This window comes from Streptomyces sp. NPDC037290, assembly GCF_055603245.1.
Genome location: NZ_JBVJVZ010000003.1, coordinates 565382 through 588609, shown reverse-complemented (window position 1 = coordinate 588609; position 23228 = coordinate 565382). Strand labels below are relative to the sequence as shown.

Genomic DNA, 23228 nt, shown 5'->3' with positions numbered 1-23228 from the left:
GCCCCTCCCTCCTCGTCGTGTGACCGGAAAGACACTCGCAGGAGCCGGGCGGTCGCGGACAGTCACGTCTGTCACGAGGACACCATGCGGAACTCATGGGTCAAGATGCGTTCGGCGACTTTCGAACGAAGTGGGCGCGTCGGATCAGCCGGAGCGTTCGCAGGGGCTGCGCGCAGGGCCCGTACGCGCTGTAATGGCGAACGTGGTGAGTGAGGGCGCTGCGGTCAGCGGAACGAAGACGGCGCCGGAGCGTGCCGAAGCCGCCCTGGAGACGCTCACCGCGGCCCCCGACACGCCCGACCGGCTCCACCGGGTCCTGGAACAGGCGCTGGTGTTCGCCGGGGCGTCCTTCGCCGGGGTGTACATGCCCGGCGAGGACCCGTCCGAGCTGTTCCTCGCCGAGTCCGCGGGCCTGCCCCGCACCCTCTACGGACTGCGCGACGCCTACCCGGCCGGCGGCGGCTCCCCGGTCGCCGAGGCCCACCGCACCGGACGCCCGCTCTGGCTCGGGCCCGAGCAGCTGGCCGACTGCCCCGAGGCACGGCGCACCCCGTCCCCGGACTTCTCCCTGGCCGTCCTGCCGCTCCACCCGGCGGGCCGCGCCTGTCTGCTGGCCGTCAGCGAGCGCCCCGGCGGCTTCGGCACCGACGACCGCACCTGCCTGGAGCTGATCGCCCGCGCTGTCACCGTGCCCGTCGCGGGCGCCCCCGCCGGCGACCGCGGCGAGCTGCCGCCGGACGCCTTCAGCCTGGCCATGGACAGCGGTGAGGTCGAGGTCGGCGACGGGATCCTGCGGCTGTTCGGGCTCGCCCGGGACGCCTTCGACGGCCGGGTGGAGACCCTGCTCGGACTCACCGTGCCCGAGGACCTGCCCGCGCTGATGTCGGTGGTCGAGGCGGACCACATGTCCATCGGCGAGCGCGAGCTGGAGTTCCGCATCCTGCAGCCGTCCGGCGTGCCGAGGTGGGTGCGGCTGCGCGGCCGGCTGCTGCCCGCCGGCGAGGGCCGCTCCGCCCGGCTCGTCGGTACCGTCGCCGACGCCACCACCCTGCGCTCCGACGTCACCGACGTCGCCCGGGTACAGCGCCTGGCCGCCGCCCTCGCCACCGCCGGCACCGTCAAGGACGTCGGCAACGCGGTCGTCGCCGCCCTGCGCGGGCCGCTGCAGGCCGACCGGATCGCCCTCGCCGAACTGGAGAACGACCGGCTCGTCGTCACCGTGCTGGACCCGCCGGAACCGGAGGCCTGGCCCGAGCTGTGGCGCAGCGAGTGGCGCACCGAGTGGCCCGACGCGCCGGTGCGGGCCATGCCCACGCTGGCCGCCGCGCTGCGCGAGGGCCGCGCCCGGATCTGGCCGGCCGGAACCGAGCTGGAACCGGCCCTCGCCGAGGTCGGCCCCGGGGGCCTGGCGGTGCTGCCGCTGCCCGCCGGCGGCCGCATGGCCGGCGCCTGCCTGATCGGCTGGGACCGCCCCCGCGACTTCGGCCCCGACGAACGCGCCCTGCTCACCGCCTGCGCCGGCCTCACCGGACAGGCGCTGCTGCGCGCCCACGCCTTCGACGCCGAGCACGAACTCGTCGGCATGCTCCAGCGCACCCTGCTGCCGCGCCGCCTGCCCCGGCTGCCCGGCGCGGTCGCCGTCGCCCGGTACCTGCCCACCACGGCGGGGCTGGAGGTCGGCGGCGACTGGTACGACGTGATCCCGCTCGCCGACAACCACGTGGCCCTCGTCATCGGCGACGTGCAGGGGCACAATGCGGGTGCCGCGACCCTGATGGGCCAGATGCGCACCGCGCTGCGCGCCTACGCCGTCGAGGGCCACACGCCGGACGTGGTCGTCGCGCACGCCAACCGGCTGCTGCTGGACATGGAGACGGACCTGTTCGCCACCTGCGCCTACGTCGACGTCGACATGGAGCAGGGCACCGCCTGGTGCGTGCGCGCCGGCCACCTCCACCCCGTGTTGCGCCATCCGGACGGCACCACCGAGATCGTCCGGGCCGAGGGCGGCCCGCCGCTCGGCGTGCTCGACCGGGCCGAGTTCCCGATGATCCCGCTGCGGCTGCAGCCCGGCACGGTGCTCGCGCTGACCACCGACGGCCTGGTGGAGGCACCGGACGCCGACATCGACGTCGGCATGGAGCGGCTCGCCGCCGAGCTGGCCGCCGCCGATCCCGCGCACCTCGGGCTGGTCGCCGACGCGCTGCTCACCGGCGCGCACCGGGGCGACGACGTCGCCCTGCTGCTGATGCGCTACGACGGCATGGCCGTCCGCCCGCTGCGCGAGAGCTGGACGGTGTGGCGGGTGCCGGAGGCGGTGCGGCACGCCCGCCGCTTCACCCGGCGCACACTGCGTGCCTGGGGCGTCTCGCAGGACACCCTCGACGCGGCCCTGCTGGTGGTCTCCGAGCTCGTCACCAACGCCCTGGTGCACACCGGCGGGCAGGTCCGCCTCGACCTCAGCCTGGTCAACCACCGGTTGCGGCTCGCCGTCGCCGACTCCTCCCCGCGCAGCCCGGTCAAACCCGCCAGCATCGGCTGGGAGGCCACCGGCGGCCGGGGCATCCTCCTGGTGGAGGCCGTGTCGGCGGCCTGGGGGACGCTCCCGGTCAGCGGCGGCAAACAGGTCTGGGCCGACCTCGTACCCGACGGCTGACCCCCACACGGGTGTGTTCGGGCACGTTGGGGAGGCACATCCGGAAAGTGGTGCCTAGGGTCGATTGGTGTGGCACACACCTTCGAGGAACTCGTGCAGAAGCAGCGCGCGGCCGAGGCGGCCCACGCCACGGTCGAGGAGCTGCGGGACACCTACGGACCGCCGGCCGAGCGGCGGATGACCGGCGCCCAGTCCGGCACCTACGAGACCGCGCTGCGCGCCTGGCGGGACCTGGCCCGGGACGTGCAGAGCGCGGTGAGCGAGTACGCGAGGGAGACGGGCCGGCCGCGGCCCGACGTCGAGGCCGAGGTCGCCCGGGCGGCGGCGGAGCCGGAGACCGCATGAGCCGTGCGGGGCGCCGCGCCGAGCGGCTCGTGGACGCCGCGGACGCCCGGCTGCCCGTCTACGAGGGCGGCCCGCTGCTGCGCAAGGCGTTTCCGGACCACTGGTCCTTCCTGCTCGGCGAACTCGCCCTGTACAGCCTGCTGGTACTGGTCCTGACCGGGGTCTGGCTGACGCTGTTCTTCCAGCCGGAGATGCGTGAGGTCGTCTACGCGGGCTCCTACGTGCCCCTGCGCGGTGTGCGCATGTCGGCCGCCTTCGACTCCACCCTGCACATCAGCTTCGACGTGCGCGGCGGACTGCTGATGCGGCAGACCCACCACTGGGCCGCGCTGGTCTTCGTCGCCGCGATCGGCACGCACCTGCTGCGGATCTTCTTCACCGGCGCCTTCCGCAGGCCCCGTGAGCTGAACTGGACGATCGGGGTGACCCTGTTCGCGGTCTCGCTCGCCGAGGGCTTCGCCGGCTACTCGCTCCCCGACGACCTGCTCTCCGGCACCGGCCTGCGCATCGCCCAGGGCATCATGCTGTCGATCCCGGTCGTCGGCACGTACGTGGCCTTCCTCGCCTTCGGCGGCCAGTACCCGGCCCACGACATCATCACCCGCCTGTACCCGCTGCACGTCCTGCTGCTCCCGGGCCTCCTCCTCGCCCTGGTCGCCGTGCACCTGATCCTGGTGGTGCATCTCAAGCACACCCAGTGGCGCGGTCCCGGACGCACGCCGCGCAACGCCCTCGGCAAGCCCTTCTTCCCGCAGTTCACCGGCTCCTCGGGCGGCCTGTCCGTCATCGTCGCCGGCGTCCTGGTGCTGCTGGCCGGCATCGCCCAGGTCAACCCGGTGTGGAACTACGGCCCCTACCGCCCCGACCAGGTCTCCACCGCCTCCCAGCCGGACTGGTACGTCGGCTTTCTGGAGGGCGCGCTGCGGCTGGTCCCGCCGTGGGAGACGAACGTCGCGGGACACACCCTGATGTGGAACGTCCTGCTGCCCGCGGTCGTCCTGCCGGGACTGCTGTTCGCCGTGCTGTACGCCTACCCGTTCGTCGAACAGCGGCTGACGGGGGAGTGGTGGGCCGAGCGGCACCTGTGCGACCGGCCCCGCGAGCGGCCGGTGCGCACCGGCCTCGGCGTGGCGGGCACGGTGTTCTACGGTGTGCTGCTGCTGGCCGGCGGCAACGACGTCATCGCCCAGACCTTCCGGGTCTCCGTCAACGCCATCACCTGGGTGCTGCGCGTCAGTCTGATCGTGGCACCGGTGCTCGCCTTCCTGGTGGCCCGATGGCTGTGCCGGGCCCTGACGGCGGCCGAGAACGAGCGCCTCGCCGAGGGCGTGCCCACGGGTGAGATCCGGCAGAGCGTCGCCGGCGGCTACGAGACCGACCACGAGCCCGTGGACACGTTCCGCCCCGGGGCCCCGCACAGACCGCTCACCGGTGCGCGTACTGGAACACCATCCCGTACACCCCGCGTGCCAGAACGCCCAGACCGATGAGGAACAGCCACAGCCCGAACACCACGCCGGTCGCCGTCAGCGCGAAACCGAGCGCGGTGACGATCGGCCACACGCTCTCGTCGGGGAAGAACGCCACCGGCCCGGACGCGTCCGCCACCTCCGCGGCGGTGCGGTCCTGGGCCCGCGTCCCGCGGCGCCGGTACTGGATCAGGCAGAAGAACGCGACAAGGCCGGCCATCGCGCACGCGACGACCAGCGCCACCGTGCCCGTCTCGTCCTGCGACCACACGCCGTACAGCGCGGCGGACCCGCCGAAGAACAGCGCGACCCCGCCGAACAGCATCGCCTCCGCCTTCATCGCGCCAGTTCCTCCCCGGCCGGGCTCTCGACCTCCGGATGGTGCAGGTCGAAGGCGGGCGACTCCGAGCGGATCCGGGGCAGCGCCACGAAGTTGTGCCGGGGCGGCGGGCACGACGTCGCCCACTCCAGGCCGCGCCCCCACCCCCACGGGTCGTCCATGGTGACCTTCTCGCCCTGCTTCGCGGTGCGCCACACGTTGTACAGGAACGGCAGCGTGGAGACGCCCAGCAGGAACGCGCCCGCCGACGACAGGGTGTTGAGCAGCGCGAATCCGTCCTCGGGCAGGTAGTCCGCGTAACGCCGGGGCATACCGGCCTCACCGAGCCAGTGCTGCACCAGGAACGTCAGCTGGAACGCCGGGAACAGCAGCCAGAAGTGCAGCTTGCCGAGCCGCTCGTCGAGCATCTTCCCGGTGAACTTCGGCCACCAGAAGTAGAACCCGGCGAACATCGCGAACACCACCGTGCCGAACAGCACGTAGTGCAGGTGCGCCACGATGAAGTAGGTGTCGGTGAGATGGAAGTCCAGCGGCGGCGAGGCGATCAGCACCCCGCTCAGCCCGCCGAGGAGGAACGACACCAGGAAGCCCAGCGACCACAGCATCGGCGTCTCGAACGAGACCGAGCCGTGGGTCATCGTGCCGATCCACGCGAAGAACTTGATGCCCGTCGGCACCGCGATCAGGAAAGACATGACGGAGAAGAAGGGCAGCAGCACCGCGCCGGTGGCGAACATGTGGTGCGCCCACACCACCGCCGACAGCATGGTGATGGCGATCGTCGCCCCGATCATCGGCAGATAGCCGAACAGCGGCTTGCGGGAGAACACCGGCAGGATCTCGGAGACGATCCCGAAGAACGGCAGCGCCACGATGTAGACCTCCGGATGACCGAAGAACCAGAACAGGTGCTGCCACAGCAGGGCCCCGCCGTTCGCCGCGTCGAAGACGTGCGCCCCGAACTTCCGGTCCGCCTCCAGCACCAGCAGCGCCGCCGTGAGCACCGGGAACGCGGGCAGCACCAGGATCGAGGTGAACAGCACGTTCCAGGTGAAGATCGGCATCCGGAACATCGTCATGCCCGGCGCGCGCAGCGACAGGATCGTGGCGATGAAGTTCACCGCCGTCAGCGTCGTCGACACACCCGAGACCACCAGCCCCATCGCCCACAGGTCCCCTCCCGCGCCGGGGGAGTAGTAGGCACTGTTCAATGGCGCGTAGGCGAACCAGCCGAACGCCGCCGCCCCGCCGGGCACCAGGAAACCGGAGACCACCATCAGCCCGCCGAACAGGTACATCCAGTACGACAGCGCGTTCAGACGGGGAAAGGCCAGGTCGGGCGCGCCGATCTGCAGCGGCATCACGGCGTTGGCGAACCCGGCGAACATGGGGGTCGCGAACAGCAGCATCATGATCGTGCCGTGGATCGTGAAGAACTCGTCGTAGCCGTGCTCGCTCAGGAACTGCAGGCCCGGCCGGGCGAGTTCCGCGCGCATCCCGAGGGCGAGCAGCCCGGCGAGCAGGAAGAAGCAGAAGGCCGTGACCATGTAGAGCCGGCCGATCACCTTGTGGTCGGCGGTGGAGACCCAGCGCAGCAGGGCGCGGCCCGTACGCGGGGCGGGTGCCGTGTACCGGGCGACGATCTCGTTGGTGTCCGACATTTCGGGTAGTTCGGTCATCGCGGGTGACGCTACTCCCCGTGACCTGCGCCCTCCCACGCGCCACGCCTCGTACTCGGGGTCGTATCCGTCGCTCGGCTGGGTACCCGGCGGCACATGAACGTCGCCATGTACGCAGCAGCATCGGGTGCCCAGGTGTTCGGGTACGTCCTCATCCTGCTTGCCGGGGTCGCCTGCGTCGCCGGACTGATCTGGGCCTTCCGGCTCGGCTTCAAGGTGCGCGAGCGCGAACCCGCCCCGCCGCGACCCGACGAGCACCCCAAGATGCCACCGTCCGGCCCGGTCCGCGAAACCCTCGAGATGCGTGAACCCGACGAGCTGCCCCGAGCCGGGGACGACAGCGAGCGGCTCACCCCGTACCAGATCGGCAGCGTCCGCTCCCGGCGCGCCGCCGACCAGCGCCGCCCCCGCTGGTCCCCCGGTTCCAGCGGGTCCTTCGGCGGCGGGGGCGGCGGCCGGACCTGACCGGCCGCGCCCGTGCCGGGTTTGCGGCCCGGCGGTGCGGGCTACCCGGCCAGAACAGCTCTCAGAAAGAAGATGAACGACGTGACCGCGCATGCCAGTGAGAAACCCGCCCCGGCCGACACCGAGACCGGCTGGGCACAGACCCGCCGCCGGGGGGACCGGGGAGTGCGCACCTGCCTGCCCGCGGTGGTGGACCGCACCCGCCCCGAGCGGCGGGGCGACCTGTCCGAGGACCCCATCGTCCGGGGCGAGGACTGAGCGAGCGGGCACACCGTCCGGCAGACCCCCGTCGGCACCAGAGCGAGCCGAACTGTCGTAACGAGCCAGTCATACAAACGAAGGTCCACCCCGGCCGATCGCCGTTAGGGTGTGGCGAATGAACGCGATGAGGTGGCTGGTCACCGGCGCCGGCGGGATGCTCGGCCATGACACCGTGCACGAGCTGCGCGAGCGCGGCGAGGACGTCACGGGCCTCACCCGCACCGCCCTCGACATCACCGAACCGGCCGCCGTACGGCGGGCGTTGAGCGAGCACCGGCCGGACGTCGTCGTCAACTGCGCCGCCCACACGGCCGTCGACGCCGCCGAGACCGACGAGCAGCGCGCGCTGCTCGTCAACGGTGAGGGCCCCCGGCTGCTGGCCCGCGCCTGCGCCGCCGAGGGCGCCCGCCTGATCCACGTCTCCAGCGACTACGTCTTCTCCGGCGAGGCCCGCGCCGTCCCGTACGCGGAGGACGAGGAACCGGCCCCGCGCACCGCCTACGGCCGCACCAAGCTCGCCGGGGAGCGGGCCGTCCTCTCCGAACTCCCCGGCCGGTCGGCCGTGTTGCGCACCGCCTGGCTGTACGGCGCCCACGGCCGGAACTTCGTGCGCACCATGCTGGAGCTGGAGGCCTCCCGGGACACCGTGGACGTCGTGGACGACCAGCGCGGGCAGCCCACCTGGAGCGCCGACGTGGCCGCCCGGATCGCCGACCTGGGCAGCACGGGGGCACACGGCGTCTTCCACGCCACCAACGCGGGCGAAGCCACCTGGTACGAGCTGGCCCGCGAGGTGTTCCGGCTGGCCGGCGCCGACCCGGACCGGGTGCGGCGCACCGACAGCCGGGCCTTCGTCCGGCCCGCGCCGCGTCCCGCCTACAGCGTCCTCGGCCACGCCCGGTGGCGGGCCGCCGGTCTGGCACCGCTCAGGCACTGGCGGTCCGCCCTGCACGAAGCACTGCCCCACATCCGCAAGGAGAGGCCCTAAGTGAAACGGCACGAGTTCCTGCGGGAACTCCACAAGGTCAGCGCGAACCGCAACTACCTGGAGATCGGCGTCAACGACGGCCGCAGTCTGACGCTGTCCCGGGTGCCCAGTATCGCCGTCGACCCCGCGTTCAAGGTGGTCACGGAGATACGCTGCGACGTGCACCTGGCGAAGGCCACCAGCGACGACTTCTTCGCCCGCGAGAACCCCCTCGCGCATCTGCGCGGCGGCCGGCACCCGCTGCGCAACCTCGCCCGCAACCGCCGCCCGTTCGGCTACTGGCGGCGCACCACCCTGGACCTGTCGTTCATCGACGGCATGCACCTGTTCGAGTACGCGCTGCGGGACTTCATCAACATCGAGAAGCACTCGGACTGGGCCAGCGTGATCGTCTTCGACGACATGCTTCCGCGCAACGTGGACGAGGCCGCCCGCGACCGGCACACCAACGCCTGGACCGGCGACGTCTACAAGCTGATCGAGATCCTCGGCCGGCACCGCCCCGACCTGGTGACGGTCCTCGTCGACACCGCGCCCACCGGCCAGTTGGTGGTCTTCGGCGCCGACCCGGCGAACACCGTCCTCAAGGACACCTACGACGAGATCATCGCGGAGTTCGAGGTCCCCGACCCGCAGAAGGTCCCCGAGTCGGTGCTGGAGCGCACCACCGCCGTCAAGGCCGAGGAGTTCCTCACCGCGGGATTCTGGAAGCCGCTGGTCACGGCCCGCGACCGGGGCACGAAACGGGCTCGCGGCTGGGAACCGCTGCGCCGCGCGCTGGCCCCGTACGCCGTCAGCCGCTGAGCCTGCCCGAGCGCAGCCGCTCGTAGTGGGCGGAGCAGTCCGCGTACGTGGGCAGCAGCCCGGACCGCTCCGCCTCGGCCAGCGACGGCGCCTCGGCGTCCTTGTCCGACAGCACCGGCGCGATCCCCTCCGGCCAGATGATGCCCAGCGCCGGGTCCAGCGGGTGCACCCCGTGCTCCCGCTCGGGCGCGTACCCGGTCGAGCACAGGTACACCACCGTGGCGTCGTCGCTGAGCGCCATGAAGGCGTGCCCGAGACCCTCGGCGAGGAACAGCGCGCGCCGGGCCCCGTCGTCCAGGCGCACGGCCTCCCACTGCCCGTAGGTGGGGGAGCCGACACGGATGTCCACCACCACGTCGAGGACTGCTCCGCGCACACAGGTGACGTACTTGGCCTGGCCGGGCGGTACGTCGGCGAAGTGGATGCCGCGCAGCACACCCCGCCGGGACACCGAGCAGTTGGCCTGGGCGAGTTCGAGTTCGTAGCCGGTGGCCTCGCGGAACTCCGCGCCCCGGTACCACTCGTGGAAGCTGCCCCGTTCGTCCGGGAACACCCGGGGCTCCAGCACCCAGGCGCCACCTATCCCCAATTGCCGCACGCCGTCATGCCTTTCCACTCGTCGTGGTCGCCGTCGCCCGGATACCCGGTGCTCCGCCCAGCAGCCGCCGGGCCCGGCGCAGCACCCGGCGCAGCAGCCCCGGCGGCGCCTGGCGGACCACCTCCACGGCGCCGGGGGCGCGGCCCACCCGCAGCAGCAGCGGCAGCGGCAGGCTCCGCCCGCCGGGCAGGCGCAGTTCCGTGCGCCACCGGGCGTTCCTCAGTTCGCGCAGCGGCAGTCCGGTCTCCAGCAGCGCGTGGACGCCGTCGGCGGGCGTGAGCGAGGCCGGCCGGTCGAGCGTCCGGCCCGAGGCGCCGGTCAGCCGGACCGTGGCCGCCGTGCTGTCGGGCACGTAGAGCGGCAGCGCCACCGTCAGCGTCTCGGCGTCGGAGACCGCCGCGTCCGCCGGGGTGAGCCGGGCGATGCCGAGGGACTTCACGGCGCGGTCCACGTCCAGGGAGAGATTGCGGTACTGCTTCGTCCAGTACGGCAGGACGACCCGGCCGGCGACGACACCGGCCGGCGGCAGCACGGACCCCTGGCCGGGGGCGGCCGGGGCGGGGCCCAGCCGGCACTCCTTGGCCCAGCCGCCCATGCCGACCCGCACGTACAGGTCCCACAGCCCGCCGTACAGCGGGTCGCCGCCGGCCGCGGTGGCGGGGTCCACGCCTGCCGTGGCGCGCAGCACCAGCCGGGTGCCGCCGTCCTCGGCCGGGACCCGTTCGCGGGTGACCCGCACCGGCTGGAAGAAGGAGGCCCCGCTCTCCCGGTCGCGCACGATCAGGTCGACGGTGGCCGCCTCGAAGCGGTCCTGCGCGGCGGCACCCAGCCAGGACGCTGCCTCGGCGAGGCCGGCGGGCGCGCCGTCCGCCGGGGGCAGGGGGGCCTGTGCGGGGACGGTCAGCGGGCCCTCGGCGGTCGTGTACTCGGCGGTGAGATCGATGTGCAGGGTGCCGTCCCGCCAGGTGACACCGGCCGGGACGGCGCTCGGCCGCACCCCGGCCTCCCACTCGGCGAGGGCGACCAGGTCGTCGTAACGGTCCTCGCGGATCAGCGCGGCGACGATCCGCTGGGCGGGGCGCAGTCCGGGGGCGACCCCCGGCCCGAACCGCTCCAGGACGACCGCGTGCATCTCCCGCAGCAGCTCGCGCCGGTGGTCGTCGGGCATCGCCAGCAGCCGGCGCCCGCTCATCCGGTCGACGATCTCCACCCGCAGCCAGCGGCGCAGCAGCCTGTCGCGCAGCGGGCCCGGCTCGGTGTACCGCTCGACCACGTCGAGGGCCTCGCGCAGGTTCGCGAAGTAGCCGACCGGGTCGAAGCGCTGGAAGCCGGCGTTGGCGGCGTCGTCGCGTTTGAGGTGGTAGTAGCAGACGTAGTCGCTGAGGACGGAGACGTTGTCCGCGCGCAGATAGGCCTCGGTGACGAAGACGTGGTCCTCAAGTCGCCGCCGGCCCTCCGGAAACCGCAGTCCGGTGCGGTCCAGGAAGGAGCGCCGGAGCATCTTGTGCGGGGTGAGGCTGTCGATCAGCGGGGCGTTCTCGACGGTGGCGTGCGGGTGGTTGCGGCGGAACAGCTCCACCGGCACCGGGCGGCCCTTTCCGGCCATCTTGCCGACGATCACGTCGGCCTTGTGCGCGACGCCGTAGTCGTACATCCGCTCCAGGGCCTCGTCGCCGAGCCGGTCGTCGTTGTCGACGAACATCACGAACTCGCCGCGGGAGGAGTCGATGCCCACGTTGCGGGGCTTGCCGGACCAGCCGGAGTTCTCCTGGTGGATGACGCGGACGTGCGGGTGCTCGGCGGCGAGCGCGTCCAGGCGGGCCGGGGTGGCGTCGGTGGAGCCGTCGTCCACGAAGATCACTTCGTACGCGTCGTCGGGCAGCGACTGGCGCAGCAGCGAGGCCACGCAGTCCTCGATGTACGGCCCGGGGTTGTACACGGGGACGACGACGCTGACCTTGACCGGCATCCGGTTCCAAGCCCCCTTTGTCCGGCGGCCGTTGCCTTGCTGGCAGGCGCGCGTGGCCGAATGCTATCCCGGCCCCTTGCGCGGGTGGAGGGGCACCCCGCGGCAAGGGGCCGGGCCGGCCGGTCAGTTGTGGGTCTTGGTGAGCAGTTCCAGGATCTCGGCGGTGGTGCCGCTCTCACCGAGCCGCGGGAAGATCCGCTCGACGCTGTTCGCGTGCGCCTCGGGGACCGCGTCGGCCATCGCGTCGGTGGCGAGGGTGACGTGGTAGCCGTGCGCGTAGGCGTCCCGGGCGGTGGACTCCACGCCGATGCTGGTGGCGATGCCGGTCAGCACGATCTGGGTGATGCCGCGGCGGCGCAGCTGGACGTCGAGGTCGGTGCCGTGGAAGGCGCTCCAGTTGTGCTTGGTGACGCGGATGTCCCCCGGGTGGCCGGACAGCTCGTCGACGAGGGTGTCCCAGCCGTCGGGGAAGGCGAGGCCGCGCGCCTGGTGCTCGGTGCGGCCGGGGACGGCGTCCGCCCAGTCGGGCGCGAAGGAGACCCGGACCAGGACCACGGGCAGGTTCCGCGAGCGGAAGGCGGCGGCGAGCTCGGCCGTGCGGGAGACGACGTCCGAGGCCGCGTGCGGCTGCACGGGCATGCCCACGATGCCGTTCTGCAGGTCGATCGCGACGAGGGCGGTACGGGGGTCGAGCGTGGTCAGCGACATGAGTCGGTCAGGCCTTTCCAGGGTTTTCGGGGGTGGCGGAGGCGAGCCGGCCGAGGGAGCGGTCCGGCAGGGTCGTCGCCGGGAGCAACGCGGAGCCGGCGAGCATGAACATGGCCAGGCCGTGCAGCCCGGCCGTGTCGGCGCGGTGCGGGAAGAACGCCGCGGTGGCGGCGGACGCGCCCGGCGCGCCGAGGCAGGAGAAGGTCCGCGGCAGCCCGGCCGCGGAGGCGATCCGATCGGCCTGCCGGTACAGGGCGCTCTGCGTGACCGGGCCGATCAGGCCCTGCGGGACGCCGGGCAGCGTGGCAACCGCGAGCAGCGGCCACAGCGCGCTGCCGGCGCGCACGAGGAGCAGCAGGGCGCGGCCCGCGATCCGCAGTGCGGAGCCGATGGGCAGCTTGCCGCGCACCGCCGCCCGGCGCCCGGTCGGAGCGGACACGACCAGCGCGGACACCGACAGCGGCAGCAGTACCACGCCGGCCAGGGCCGTAGCGGCGAGGTGGAGCCGGCGCGGGCCGTACATGTGCACCGGCCGGCCGACGGCCGTGGCCAGGTAGAGCGAGACCGGCCAGGCGGTTTCGGCGGGTGGGGCCCCGAAGGCGCCGCCGATCGGCACCGCGGCGACGGCGGTCATCGAGGAGCTGACCGGGTTGAGAACCGAGCCGACGGCCATCGGCGGGATCAGGCGCCGGCCGAATCCGGCGGGGGAGGGGCGGGCGGTGGTCCCGGCGCGGCCGGTGAGCCCCGGTGTCACGGGTGCGAGAGCCGTTCCACCAGCTCCAGGGCGGCAAGGACCGTCTGCCGTTCCTCCTCGGTGTAGCGGTCCTGGAAGGCGCGGGCCAGCCACTCCTCGCGGACCTGCCGGTTGCCCTCGATGCGGGCCCGGCCCGCGTCGGTCAGGGTGACCAGCTGGCGGCGGCCGTCGTCCGGGTCGGGGGCGCGCCGGATCAGACCGTGCTGGTCCAGCGCGGCCAGCGTGGTCGCCATCGACTGCGGGCGTACCCCCTCGGCGGCGGCGAGCGCGCTGGCCGTGGCGGCTCCGTGCTTGCCGACGAGGGTGAGCGCCGACTCCTGCGAGGGGCTGAGGTCGGTGTCCTGCGCGACCTCACGGATGCGGCGCCGCAACCGGCTGAACACCACGCGCAGGTCGCGCGCGGCGCGGGCGGCGGAGTCGGAGATGTCAGCCATGACGCCCACCCTAGGACTCGGCAGCCATAACTGTCCAGCCCAGGCTGTTCAGTTTTTCTGTTCAGTTTTACCTGAGGACTTGCCGGGTACTCGCCCGTCCTCCAACAGGGCAGCACGTCGGTGAACTCAAGGGAGCGCAGATGACCCCTCCGGACATGTCCGGCCTGGAGGCGGCGCTGCGCGCCGAGGTGGACGGCGAGGTCCGCTTCGACGCCGGCAGCCGCGGCGCCTACGCCACGGACGGTTCCAACTACCGGCAGGTCCCCCTGGGCGTCGTCGTCCCCCGCACGGTGGAGGCGGGGGCCCGGGCGCTGTCGGTGTGCGCACGCTTCGACGCCCCCGTCCTCTCCCGGGGCGGCGGCACCAGCCTGGCCGGACAGTCGACCAACACCGCCGTGGTGATCGACTGGAGCAAGTACTGCAACCGGCTGATCTCCGTCGACCCCGAGCGGCGCACCTGCGTGGTCGAGCCCGGGATCGTCCTCGACGAACTCAACCGCCAACTCGCCGGGCACAAGCTGCAGTTCGGGCCGAAGCCGTCCACCCACAGCCACTGCGCACTCGGCGGCATGATCGGCAACAACTCGTGCGGAGCCTCCGCGCAGGCCTACGGCAAGACCGTCGACAACGTCCGCGGCCTGGAGATCCTCACCTACGACGGACAGCGCGCCTGGACCGGACCCACCCCGCCCGACGAGCGCGCCCGGATCGTCGCCGGCGGCGGCCGGCTCGCCGAGCTCTACACCGGCCTCGACCGCATCGCCACCGAGTACCTCGCCGACATCCGCCGCGGCTACCCCAAGATCCCCCGCCGCGTCTCCGGATACAACCTCGACTCCCTGCTGCCCGAGAACGGCTTCGACGTGGCCAAGGCCCTCGTCGGCAGCGAGGGCACCCTGGTCACCGTCCTGCGCGCCGAACTCGACCTCGTCCCAGTGCCCCCGTACCAGTCGCTGCTGGTCCTCGGCTACGACGACATCTGCGCCGCCGCCGACGACGTACCGCGGCTGCTGGAGCACTGCTCGCCCAGCCAACTGGAGGCCCTGGACGGCCGGATGGCCCAGCTGATGCGCGAGGAGGGCGCCTACCTCGACTCCCTCAACGTCCTGCCCGAAGGCGACAGCTGGCTGATGGTGCAGTACAGCGGCGACAGCCAGGAGGACGTCGACGAGCAGGCGCACGCCCTGCTCCGCGCCATCGGCCGCGACGAGAAGCAGAGCACCGTCGCCTTCTCCGACGACCCCGAACGCGAGCAGAAGATGCTCAGGGCCCGCGAGGCCGGACTCGGCGTCACCGCGCGCCCGCCGGACGACCGGGAGACCTGGGAGGGCTGGGAGGACTCCGCCGTACCGCCCGAACGGCTCGGCGACTACCTGCGCGACCTCAAGGGCCTCTTCGGCGAGTTCGGTTACGACCACCCGTCCCTGTACGGCCACTTCGGCCAGGGCTGCGTGCACACCCGGATCCCGTTCGGGCTGCGCACCGCCGACGGCGTGGCCCACTTCCGCCGCTTCCTGGAACGCGCCGCCGACCTCGTCGCCTCCTACGGCGGCTCCCTGTCCGGCGAGCACGGCGACGGCCAGTCCCGCGGCGAACTGCTCACGCGCATGTTCGGCGAACGGCTGGTGACCGCCTTCGGCGAGCTGAAGGCCCTCTTCGACCCCACGAACCGGATGAACCCCGGCAAGGTCGTCCACCCCAACCCCGTCGACGGCCAGCTGCGGCTCGGCCCCTCCTGGCGCCCGGCCACCCCCTCGACCCACTTCGACTTCCCCGAGGACGAGCACTCCTTCAACCGCGCGGTGATGCGCTGCGTCGGCATCGGCAACTGCCGCAGCCACTCCGGCGGTGTCATGTGCCCCTCCTACCGGGCCACCATGGAGGAGGAGCACTCCACCCGCGGCCGGGCCCGGCTGCTGTTCGAGATGCTCGACGGACACGCCGACTCCGCGATCAAGGACGGCTGGCGCTCCACCGCCGTGCGCGACGCGCTCGACCTGTGCCTGGCCTGCAAGGGCTGCAAGTCCGACTGCCCGACCGGCGTCGACATGGCCACCCTCAAGGCGGAGTTCATGTCCCACCACTACGAGGGCCGGCTGCGCCCCGCCGCGCACTACTCCATGGGCTACCTCCCGGTGTGGGCACGGCTCTCCCGGATCGCCCCCGCCCTGGTCAACTCCGCGCTGCACGCGCCCGGACTGGCCCGCCTCGGCAAGCGGATCGCCGGCATCGACGAGGCCCGCTCGGCACCCGTGTTCGCCGAGGAGTCCTTCGTCCAGTGGTGGCGGGCCCGCGACCACGAGGAGCCGGACCCGGCCGACCCGCGCACCGTCGTGCTGTGGCCGGACACCTTCAGCACCTACTTCCACCCCTCGATCGCCAAGTCCGCCGTACGGGTCCTGGAGGACGCGGGCTTCGCCGTCGCCGTCCCCACCGAACCGGTGTGCTGCGGCCTGACCTGGATCTCCACCGGGCAACTCCCCGTCGCCAAGAAGGTGCTGACCCGCACCCTGGGCGTGCTGCGCCCCTACCTGGAGGCGGGCACCCCGATCATCGGGCTCGAACCCTCCTGCACGGCCGTCTTCCGGTCCGACGCCCCGGAGCTGATGCCCGCCGACCAGGACGTGCAGCGGCTGGCCGGACAGGTCCGCACCTTCGCCGAACAGCTCGTCCACCACGCCCCCGACGACTGGCGGCCACCCCGGCTCGCGCGGCAGGCGACCGTGCAGACACACTGCCACCAGCACGCCGTCATGAAGTTCGACGCCGACCGTGAACTGATGCGCCGCGCCCACCTGGACGCCGAGGTCCTCGACGAGGGCTGCTGCGGGCTCGCCGGCAACTTCGGCTTCGAACGCGGCCACCACGACGTCTCCATGGCCGTCGCCGAACAGGGCGTCCTGCCCGCCGTGCGCGGAGCGGCGCCCGACAGCCTGGTCCTCGCCGACGGCTTCAGCTGCCGCACCCAGATCGAGGAGGGCGGCACCGGCCGCCGCGCCCTGCACCTCGCCGAGGTACTCGCGCTCGGCCTGGCCGGCAACCTGCCCAGCGACCACCCGGAACGGCTGGCCGACCGCCCGCCCGAGCCCTCGCGCACCGCCCGCTGGGCGGCCACGGCCGCCACGGCGGCGGCCCTGCCCGCGGGCGTCGCACTGGGGCTGCGACTGGTCCGGCGCCGGAGCTGAGGAGGCGTCATGAGCGACCAGCCGACCGTCGACACGGTCGAGACCGCCGTCTACACCGTCCCCACCGACACACCCGAGGCGGACGGCACCCTCGCCTGGGACAGCACCACCCTGGTCCTGGTCACCGTCCGCTCCGGCACCACCACCGGCCTCGGCTACACCTACGCCCCGGCCGCCACCGCCCACGTCGTCCGCGAACTCCTCGCGGACACGGTCACCGGCCTGACCGCGCTCGACGTGCCGCGCGCCAACGAGCGGATGTGCCGGGCCGTACGCAACGCCGGACTGCCCGGCGTCGCCGCCCAGGCCATCGCCGCCGTCGACATCGCCCTGTGGGACCTCAAGGCCCGCCTGCTCGGCCTGCCCCTGGTCAGCCTGCTCGGCGCCGCCCACGACGACGTGCCCGTCTACGGCAGCGGCGGCTTCACCACGTACGACGCCGAACGGCAGGACCGCCAGCTGCGCGGCTGGGCCGAGGACGAGGGCATCCCCCGCGTCAAGATCAAGATCGCCGAGTCGTGGGGCAGCCGAGAGGACCGCGACCTCGAACGGGTCACCCGGGCCCGGGCGAGCGTCGGCGACGCGGTCGAGCTGTACGTGGACGCCAACGGCGGCTACACCGGCGGGCAGGCCCTGCGGATCGGCGACGCGCTCGCCGACCACGGCGTGACCTGGTACGAGGAACCGGTCTCCTCCGACCACCTCACCCTGCTCGCCGACCTCCGCGGCCGCCTCCCGATGGACGTCACCGCCGGTGAGTACGGCTACACCCTGCCCTACTTCGAGCACATGCTGGCCGCCCGGGCCGTCGACTGCCTCCAGGCAGACGTCACCCGCTGCGGCGGCATCACCGTCTGGCTGCGCACCGCCGCCCTCGCCCACGCGCGCGGGATCGACGTCTCCGGGCACTGCGCGCCGCACGCCCACGCGCACGCCGCCGCGGCCGTACCCAATCTGCGCCACCTGGAGTGGTTCCACGACCACGTCCGCATCGAGCGGATCCTTTTCGACGGCGTCCTCGACCCCGGCGGCGGCAGCATCACCCCCGGCGCCGACGGGGCACCCGGACTGGGCCTGACCCTGGTCGAGGAGCGGGCGGAGAAGTACCGAACGGACTAGGAGGAGACAGGGACATGCCCCCCACCGTCGTCATCACCGGCGCCAGTGCCGGTATCGGCCGTGCCACGGCCCGCCTGTACGCCCGGCGCGGCGCGAACGTCGTGCTCGTCGCCCGCGGCGAGGGCGGCCTGGCGGCGGCGGCCGACGAGGTCGCGGTCCTCGGCGGTCGCCCCCTCGTGCAGGCGGCCGACGTGGCCGACCCGGCCCGGGTGGAGGCCGTCGCCGAGGCCGCCGAGAAGGAGTTCGGCCCGATCGACGTCTGGATCAACTGCGCCTTCTCCTCGGTGTTCGCGCCGTTCGACGAGATCACCCCCGAGGAGTTCCGGCGGATCACGGACGTGACCTACCTCGGTTACGTCAACGGCACCCGCTCGGCCCTCAGGCGCATGCTGCCCCGCGACCGCGGCACGATCGTGCAGGTCGGCTCGGCGCTCGGAGAACGGTCGATCCCGCTGCAGTCGGCGTACTGCGGGGCCAAGCACGCCATCAACGGCTTCACCTCCTCGCTGCGCACCGAACTGCTGCACCGCGGCAGCAACGTCCACGTCACCGTCGCGCAGCTGCCCGCGGTCAACACCCCCCAGTTCGAATGGGTGCGCTCCCGGCTGCCCGGGCACCCCATGCCGGTACCGCCGATCTACCAGCCGGAGGTCGCCGCGCGCGGTGTGCTGTACGCGGCCGACCACCCGCGCCGCAAGCAGTACTACGTCGGTGCCACCACCGTGGCCACCATCTGGGCGAACCGCCTGGCCCCGGCCTCGCTCGACCGCTACCTCGCCCGCACCGGCTTCGGCTCCCAGCAGACCGACCGCATCCCACCGGCCGGCCTCGACAACCTCTTCGAACCGGCGGACCAGGAACCCGCCGAGGACCAGGGCGCCCACGGCTCCTTCGACGACAGCGCCCACGCCCGCTCCTGGCAGGAGACCCTGGTCCGGCACCCGGCCGCCACGGCCCTCGGCACCGGCGTCGCCGTACTCGGCGCGGTCACGGCCATCCGCCGGCTGGCCTCCCGGACGACCTAGGGGCTGTCCGGCGGATCAGGCCGGCTCCAGGCAACGGCCCCGCGACTCCGGCATGATCCGCCGGACAGGCCCTAGGCTGCTCGGGTGCGCCTCGTGCTGATGTCCGACACCCACCTGCCCAAGCGTGCCAAGCGGCTCCCCGAGCCGCTGCTGGCCGAACTCCCGCAGGCGGACGTCGTGTTCCACGCCGGGGACTGGGTCGACACCGCCACCCTGGACCTGCTGGAGAGCCGCAGCCGCCGGCTCGTCGCGGTCCACGGCAACAACGACGGCCCCGAGCTGCGGGCCCGGCTCCCCGAGGTGGCGTACGCCGAACTGGACGGGGTGCGCTTCGGCGTGGTGCACGAGACCGGCCCGGCCCAGGGCCGCGAGGCCCGCTGCGCCGCCCGCTTCCCCGACCTGGATGTCCTGGTCTTCGGCCACAGCCACATCCCGTGGGACACCACCGCCCCGACCGGCCTGCGCCTGCTCAACCCCGGCTCACCGACCGACCGGCGCCGCCAGCCCCACTGCACCTACCTCACCGCGACGCTCGCCGACGGCACGCTCACCGACGTGACGCTGCACCGGCTGCCGCAGCGATAGCAGCGCGGCCCGCCCGGTGCTCCTCGACGCACCCGGCAGACAGGGCGCGACCCGTTCGATGTCGAGGAGCGGGTGCCAGGCGTCGTCGGCCGGGACGGGGACGGTGAACTCGTGGGGCAGCTCCATGGCGTGCTCCCTTCGAGCGCGTCAGACGGCGGGCGGGTGGATGGCCCCAGCGGTGAGGGTCAGGGGTGCGCCGCTGCCTCCCCAGCGCAGGGCGACGATCTCGGCGGCGACGGAGACGGCGACCTCCTCGGGCGTACGGGCCCCGAGGTCGAGGCCGAGCGGCGAGCGCAGCCGGGACAGCTCGGCGTCGGCCAGACCGGCCTCGGTGAGCCGTTCCTGACGCTCCTCGTGGGTGCGGCGGCTGCCCATGGCCCCGATGTACGCGGCCGGCCGGCGCAGGGCCTCCTCCAGCAGCGGCACGTCGAACTTCGGGTCGTGGGTGAGGACACAGATCACCGTGCGGTCGTCGGTCTGGGTGCCGGCGAGATAGCGGTGCGGCCAGTCGGCGACGACCTCGACGGCGGCCGGGAACCGCTTCGGCGTGGCGAAGACCGGGCGGGCGTCGCACACGGTGACCCGGTAGCCGAGGAAGTCGCCGATACGGGCCACGGCGGCGGCGTAGTCGATCGCGCCGAAGACCAGCATGCGGGGCGGCGGCGCGAACGACTGGAGGAAGACGGTCACGGTGTCCTCGCGGCGCTCGCCGTGCGGACCGTAGTGCCGCAGGACCGAGGCGCCGAGCGCGAGTTCGCCGCGTGCGTCGGCGGTGACGGCGACGTCGAGACCGCTCGCGCCGAGCGTGCCCGCCGCCCGGTCCGGCCATACGGCGAGCGTCGCGCCGCGCGGCGCGGGTCCCTCCACCACCGTGGCCATGGTCACCGGTTCGCCCTCGGCGACCGACGTGGCGACCGCGCCGAACGCCGGGTCCGACTCGGCCGTCACCGGGCGGACCAGCAGGGTGATCTCACCGCCGCAGGTGAGCCCGACCGCGAACGCGTCCTCGTCGCTGTACCCGAAGGTCTGGAGGCGGGCCGCGCCGCTCGCCACCACCTCCTGGGCGAGTTCGAACACCGCGCCCTCCACGCAGCCCCCGGACACGCTTCCCACGACCTCGTCGTCCGGGCCCACCGCCATCGCGGCCCCCGGCCCGCGCGGCGCGCTGCGGCTGACCGCGACGACCGTGGCCAGCCCGAACGGGACACCGGCCGCATGCCAGCGTGCCAGCGCCGGCAGGATCTCACGCACCATCCGCTCCTCTCACCGGGACCACCGGGACCACCGGGTTCCCCGGGGCCACCGGTTCCACCGGGTCCGCGCCGGCCTGCGCGCCGCGCACCACCACCAACCGCTCCACCACCGCCAGCTGCTCCAGCGCCGCCAGGCTGTGCCCCTCGCTGCTCCGGTCGCGGCGAGTGCCGCGAAGGCGCTTTGGTTGAACGTTAATCCATTGCTGCCGGGTGCCGGTGTCTGCTGCACTGCGCGGCAGAAGTCGTCACACAGAGAGGACCAGCGATGCGCGCTGCGTGCATGTCCGCCCAGGAAGGAACCCACCCCGTGCCGAAGGACATCACGCTCAGTGCATCTGCTCAATCTCGGAATTCTCGCGCATGTCGACGCCGGTAAGACCAGCCTGACCGAACGGCTGCTGCACACCGCCGGAGTGATCGACGAGGCCGGCAGTGTCGACGCCGGCAGCACCGCCACCGACACGCTCGCGCTGGAGCGGCAGCGCGGCATCACCATCAAGTCCGCCGTCGTGTCGTTCCCGCTCGACGGCGTCACCGTCAACCTCATCGACACCCCCGGTCACCCGGACTTCATCGCCGAGGTGGAGCGGGTTCTCGGCGTGCTCGACGGCGCCGTCCTGGTCGTGTCGGCCGTCGAGGGCGTCCAGGCGCAGACGCGGGTGCTGATGCGCACCCTGCGCCGGCTGCGCATCCCCACCCTGGTCTTCGTCAACAAGATCGACCGACGGGGTGCCGGCGACGACGCGGTGCTCCACCAGATGGCCCACCGCCTGGCCGTACCGCTCGTACCGATGGGCAGGGCCACCGCCCTCGGCACCCGCGCCGCCCGCTTCCTGCCCGGCCTCGGCCCGGCGGCGCTGGACGCGCTCGCCGACCACGACGACGACCTGCTCGCCGCGTACCTCGACGGCGATGTGCCCCCGGCCCGCCTGCACGCCGCCCTGACGAGCCAGACCCGGCGCGCACTGGTCCATCCGGTGTACTTCGGTTCCGCCATCACCGGCGCGGGCGTGCCCGAGCTGGTCGCCGGCATCGAGCGCCTGCTGCCCACCGCCGACGGCGACCCGGACGACCCCCTGTCGGCCACGGTCTTCAAGGTGGAGCGCGGTCCGGCCGGCGAGAAGGTGGCCTATGCCCGGATCTTCTCGGGCACCCTGCGGGTCCGCGACCGGATCCCGTTCGGGGACGGCAGGCCGCTCGACGGCCGGCGCCTCGACGGCAGGCCCCTCGGCGGCCGGCCGGAAGGCCGCGTCACCGCTCTCGGCGTCTTCGACGGGACCACCGACTCCCGGCGGGACAGCGCCGGCGCCGGGCGGATCGTCAAGGTGTGGGGGCTCGGCGGGGTCCGGATCGGCGATGCGCTCGGCCGGCCCGGAACGGCGTACGGGCGTCACTTCGCGCCGCCCAGCCTGGAGACCGTCGTCGTGCCCGGCCCCGGCACCGACCGGCGCTCGCTGCACCTCGCGCTCACCCAGCTCGCCGAACAGGACCCGCTCATCGCGGTCCGCCACGACGAGCTGCGCGGGGAGACCTCCGTGTCCCTGTACGGCGAGGTGCAGAAGGAGGTCATCCAGGCGACCCTCGCCGAGGAGTACGGCCTTGACGTCACCTTCCGCGAGACGACCACCCTGTGCGTCGAACGGCCGGCCGGCACCGGGCACGCCGTGGAGTTCAACAAGAAGGACGTCAACCCGTTCCTGGCCACCGTCGGCCTGCGCGTCGAGCCCGCACCACCCGGCTCCGGCGTGGAGTTCCGGCTGGAGGTGGAGCTGGGCTCGATGCCGTACGCCTTCTTCAAGGCCGTCGAGGACACCGTCCGCGAGACGCTCGGCCAGGGACTGCACGGCTGGCAGGTCCCCGACTGCACGGTCACCATGACCCACTCCGGCTACTCGCCCCGGCAGAGCCACGCCCACCAGGGCTTCGACAAGAGCATGTCGAGCACCGGCTACGACTTCCGGAGCCTGACCCCGCTCGTCCTGGCCGAGGCGCTGCGCCGGGCCGGCACCCTGGTGCACGAGCCCCTGCACCGCTTCCGGCTCGAGGCCCCGGCGGACACGCTCGGCGCGCTGCTCCCGGTGCTCGCCCGGCTGGGCGCCGTACCGGAGACCACCGCCGCACTCGGCGCCGCCGTCGAACTGGAGGGCACGGTGCCGGCCGCCCGGGTGCACGAGCTGGAACAGCGGCTGCCCGGTCTCACCCGGGGCGAGGGTGAGCTGGAGACGGCCTTCGACCACTACGCGCCGGTCACCCGCGGCACCGTCCCCGAGCGGCCGCGCACCGACCACAATCCGCTGAACCGGAAGGAGTACCTGCTGAACGTGACCCGCAGGATGGGCGACTGGACGCGCTGAGCTGACTGATGGTCAACTTACCTGCGGGTCAGATGGTATTGACGGCGACCTGGCCTCGCCGGACTGTGGTGGACATGCCGATAATCCGGGTGCGTCTCCTGGTCGTCCTGGTCGTCCTCTGCGGATTCCCGGCGGTGGGGGGGCTCTCGCCCCCCCCCCCCCCCCCCCCCCCCCCCCCCCACTCCCGCTCGTTTTGCGGCGTCCCACTCCCCATCTCAGAGGAAATATCTCTCCCCC

20 protein-coding genes and 1 pseudogene are annotated in these 23228 nt (G+C 73.1%); 12 read left to right on the top strand and 9 right to left on the bottom strand.

The annotated features are described in order from the left end of the window. The first annotated feature begins 193 nt into the window (after positions 1-193). The 3 genes from ACZ7HQ_RS13375 to qcrB all read left to right on the top strand — a co-directional run bounded on the left by ACZ7HQ_RS13375 (position 194) and on the right by qcrB (position 4491). A complete protein-coding gene (locus ACZ7HQ_RS13375; protein ID WP_470988123.1) occupies positions 194-2656 on the top strand; it encodes a SpoIIE family protein phosphatase in 2463 nt (820 codons plus the stop codon). A 69-nt stretch (positions 2657-2725) separates the two neighbouring features. Then, positions 2726-3001, top strand: a complete 276-nt coding sequence (locus ACZ7HQ_RS13370; protein ID WP_470988121.1) for a hypothetical protein — start codon at positions 2726-2728, stop codon at positions 2999-3001. Continuing rightward, a complete protein-coding gene (gene qcrB, locus ACZ7HQ_RS13365) occupies positions 2998-4491 on the top strand; it encodes a cytochrome bc1 complex cytochrome b subunit (RefSeq protein WP_470988120.1) in 1494 nt (497 codons plus the stop codon). The genes ACZ7HQ_RS13370 and qcrB overlap by 4 nt, the downstream gene beginning before the upstream one ends. On the opposite strand, the gene ctaF is transcribed toward qcrB, so the two are convergent. Together ctaF and ctaD are read right to left on the bottom strand one after the other, a co-directional pair. After that, on the bottom strand, positions 4427-4810 hold the full coding sequence (ctaF, locus tag ACZ7HQ_RS13360; protein ID WP_470988117.1) for an aa3-type cytochrome oxidase subunit IV: 384 nt from the start codon (positions 4808-4810) through the stop codon (positions 4427-4429). The two genes, qcrB and ctaF, sit on opposite strands and share 65 nt — an antisense overlap. Beyond that, entirely contained in the window at positions 4807-6471 is a 1665-nt protein-coding gene (gene ctaD, locus ACZ7HQ_RS13355; protein WP_470988968.1) for an aa3-type cytochrome oxidase subunit I, read from the bottom strand. Before ctaD ends, ctaF begins: the two co-directional genes overlap by 4 nt. Positions 6472-6585: 114 nt before the next feature. On the opposite strand from ctaD, the gene ACZ7HQ_RS13350 reads away from it, so the two are divergent. The 4 genes from ACZ7HQ_RS13350 (at position 6586) to ACZ7HQ_RS13335 (ending at position 9007) form a co-directional block, all read left to right on the top strand. Beyond that, positions 6586-6954 (top strand): DUF6479 family protein, encoded by a 369-nt coding sequence (locus ACZ7HQ_RS13350; protein WP_470988115.1) that lies wholly within the window; start codon positions 6586-6588, stop codon positions 6952-6954. A gap of 72 nt (positions 6955-7026) precedes the next feature. Next, positions 7027-7212 carry a hypothetical protein gene (locus tag ACZ7HQ_RS13345; RefSeq protein WP_470988112.1) on the top strand — a complete coding sequence of 62 codons (186 nt, stop codon included), beginning with the start codon at positions 7027-7029 and terminating at the stop codon, positions 7210-7212. A 127-nt stretch (positions 7213-7339) separates the two neighbouring features. Continuing rightward, positions 7340-8203, top strand: a complete 864-nt coding sequence (gene rfbD / locus ACZ7HQ_RS13340) for a dTDP-4-dehydrorhamnose reductase (protein WP_470988965.1) — start codon at positions 7340-7342, stop codon at positions 8201-8203. Beyond that, positions 8204-9007 (top strand): class I SAM-dependent methyltransferase, encoded by an 804-nt coding sequence (locus ACZ7HQ_RS13335; protein ID WP_470988109.1) that lies wholly within the window; start codon positions 8204-8206, stop codon positions 9005-9007. It begins immediately after the preceding gene. Here the strand turns inward: ACZ7HQ_RS13335 and rfbC are convergent. The 5 genes from rfbC to ACZ7HQ_RS13310 form a co-directional block, all read right to left on the bottom strand. Further along, the gene (gene rfbC / locus ACZ7HQ_RS13330) at positions 8997-9605 is read right to left on the bottom strand and encodes a dTDP-4-dehydrorhamnose 3,5-epimerase (RefSeq protein ID WP_470988107.1); all 609 of its coding nucleotides are present in this window, start codon (positions 9603-9605) and stop codon (positions 8997-8999) included. The two genes, ACZ7HQ_RS13335 and rfbC, sit on opposite strands and share 11 nt — an antisense overlap. A 4-nt stretch (positions 9606-9609) precedes the next feature. Further along, positions 9610-11574, bottom strand: coding sequence for a glycosyltransferase family 2 protein (locus ACZ7HQ_RS13325; RefSeq protein ID WP_470988105.1), 1965 nt, complete (start codon positions 11572-11574; stop codon positions 9610-9612). 123 nt (positions 11575-11697) lie between these two features. After that, positions 11698-12282: a hydrolase gene (locus ACZ7HQ_RS13320; protein WP_470988103.1), complete on the bottom strand. Its 585-nt coding sequence runs from the start codon at positions 12280-12282 to the stop codon at positions 11698-11700. 7 nt (positions 12283-12289) lie between these two features. Continuing rightward, a complete protein-coding gene (locus ACZ7HQ_RS13315) occupies positions 12290-13036 on the bottom strand; it encodes a hypothetical protein (RefSeq protein WP_470988101.1) in 747 nt (248 codons plus the stop codon). After that, positions 13033-13470 (bottom strand): MarR family winged helix-turn-helix transcriptional regulator, encoded by a 438-nt coding sequence (locus ACZ7HQ_RS13310; RefSeq protein WP_470988099.1) that lies wholly within the window; start codon positions 13468-13470, stop codon positions 13033-13035. Before ACZ7HQ_RS13310 ends, ACZ7HQ_RS13315 begins: the two co-directional genes overlap by 4 nt. 140 nt (positions 13471-13610) lie before the next feature. On the opposite strand from ACZ7HQ_RS13310, the gene ACZ7HQ_RS13305 reads away from it, so the two are divergent. From ACZ7HQ_RS13305 to ACZ7HQ_RS13290, 4 genes are all read left to right on the top strand, one after another. Next, positions 13611-16655 (top strand): FAD-binding and (Fe-S)-binding domain-containing protein, encoded by a 3045-nt coding sequence (locus ACZ7HQ_RS13305; RefSeq protein WP_470988097.1) that lies wholly within the window; start codon positions 13611-13613, stop codon positions 16653-16655. Between the two features lie 9 nt (positions 16656-16664). Beyond that, positions 16665-17774 (top strand): enolase C-terminal domain-like protein, encoded by a 1110-nt coding sequence (locus ACZ7HQ_RS13300; protein WP_470988094.1) that lies wholly within the window; start codon positions 16665-16667, stop codon positions 17772-17774. Positions 17775-17788: 14 nt separating this feature from the next. Continuing rightward, positions 17789-18799, top strand: a complete 1011-nt coding sequence (locus ACZ7HQ_RS13295; RefSeq protein ID WP_470988091.1) for an SDR family oxidoreductase — start codon at positions 17789-17791, stop codon at positions 18797-18799. An 84-nt stretch (positions 18800-18883) separates the two neighbouring features. After that, positions 18884-19384 carry a metallophosphoesterase family protein gene (locus ACZ7HQ_RS13290; protein ID WP_470988088.1) on the top strand — a complete coding sequence of 167 codons (501 nt, stop codon included), beginning with the start codon at positions 18884-18886 and terminating at the stop codon, positions 19382-19384. A 24-nt stretch (positions 19385-19408) separates the two neighbouring features. Here ACZ7HQ_RS13290 and ACZ7HQ_RS13285 read toward each other — a convergent pair. Together ACZ7HQ_RS13285 and ACZ7HQ_RS13280 are read right to left on the bottom strand one after the other, a co-directional pair. After that, positions 19409-19510: pseudogene (locus ACZ7HQ_RS13285) on the bottom strand (carbon monoxide dehydrogenase); the annotation flags it as partial. A gap of 21 nt (positions 19511-19531) precedes the next feature. After that, positions 19532-20635, bottom strand: coding sequence for an XdhC family protein (locus ACZ7HQ_RS13280; protein WP_470988963.1), 1104 nt, complete (start codon positions 20633-20635; stop codon positions 19532-19534). Between the two features lie 331 nt (positions 20636-20966). On the opposite strand from ACZ7HQ_RS13280, the gene ACZ7HQ_RS13275 reads away from it, so the two are divergent. Then, a complete protein-coding gene (locus ACZ7HQ_RS13275) occupies positions 20967-22991 on the top strand; it encodes a GTP-binding protein (RefSeq protein ID WP_470988086.1) in 2025 nt (674 codons plus the stop codon). The last annotated feature ends 237 nt before the right edge of the window (positions 22992-23228 follow it).

Bases quoted from the DNA above. Each gene is read 5' to 3' on its own strand.
- ACZ7HQ_RS13375 (WP_470988123.1), top strand. From the start codon at position 194: ATGGCGAACGTGGTGAGTGAGGGCGCTGCGGTCAGCGGAACGAAGACG.
- qcrB (WP_470988120.1), top strand. From the start codon at position 2,998: ATGAGCCGTGCGGGGCGCCGCGCCGAGCGGCTCGTGGACGCCGCGGAC.
- ctaF (WP_470988117.1), bottom strand. From the start codon at position 4,810: ATGAAGGCGGAGGCGATGCTGTTCGGCGGGGTCGCGCTGTTCTTCGGC.
- ctaD (WP_470988968.1), bottom strand. From the start codon at position 6,471: ATGTCGGACACCAACGAGATCGTCGCCCGGTACACGGCACCCGCCCCG.
- ACZ7HQ_RS13350 (WP_470988115.1), top strand. From the start codon at position 6,586: ATGAACGTCGCCATGTACGCAGCAGCATCGGGTGCCCAGGTGTTCGGG.
- ACZ7HQ_RS13345 (WP_470988112.1), top strand. From the start codon at position 7,027: ATGAACGACGTGACCGCGCATGCCAGTGAGAAACCCGCCCCGGCCGAC.
- rfbD (WP_470988965.1), top strand. From the start codon at position 7,340: ATGAGGTGGCTGGTCACCGGCGCCGGCGGGATGCTCGGCCATGACACC.
- ACZ7HQ_RS13325 (WP_470988105.1), bottom strand. From the start codon at position 11,574: ATGCCGGTCAAGGTCAGCGTCGTCGTCCCCGTGTACAACCCCGGGCCG.
- ACZ7HQ_RS13320 (WP_470988103.1), bottom strand. From the start codon at position 12,282: ATGTCGCTGACCACGCTCGACCCCCGTACCGCCCTCGTCGCGATCGAC.
- ACZ7HQ_RS13310 (WP_470988099.1), bottom strand. From the start codon at position 13,470: ATGGCTGACATCTCCGACTCCGCCGCCCGCGCCGCGCGCGACCTGCGC.
- ACZ7HQ_RS13305 (WP_470988097.1), top strand. From the start codon at position 13,611: ATGACCCCTCCGGACATGTCCGGCCTGGAGGCGGCGCTGCGCGCCGAG.
- ACZ7HQ_RS13300 (WP_470988094.1), top strand. From the start codon at position 16,665: ATGAGCGACCAGCCGACCGTCGACACGGTCGAGACCGCCGTCTACACC.
- ACZ7HQ_RS13295 (WP_470988091.1), top strand. From the start codon at position 17,789: ATGCCCCCCACCGTCGTCATCACCGGCGCCAGTGCCGGTATCGGCCGT.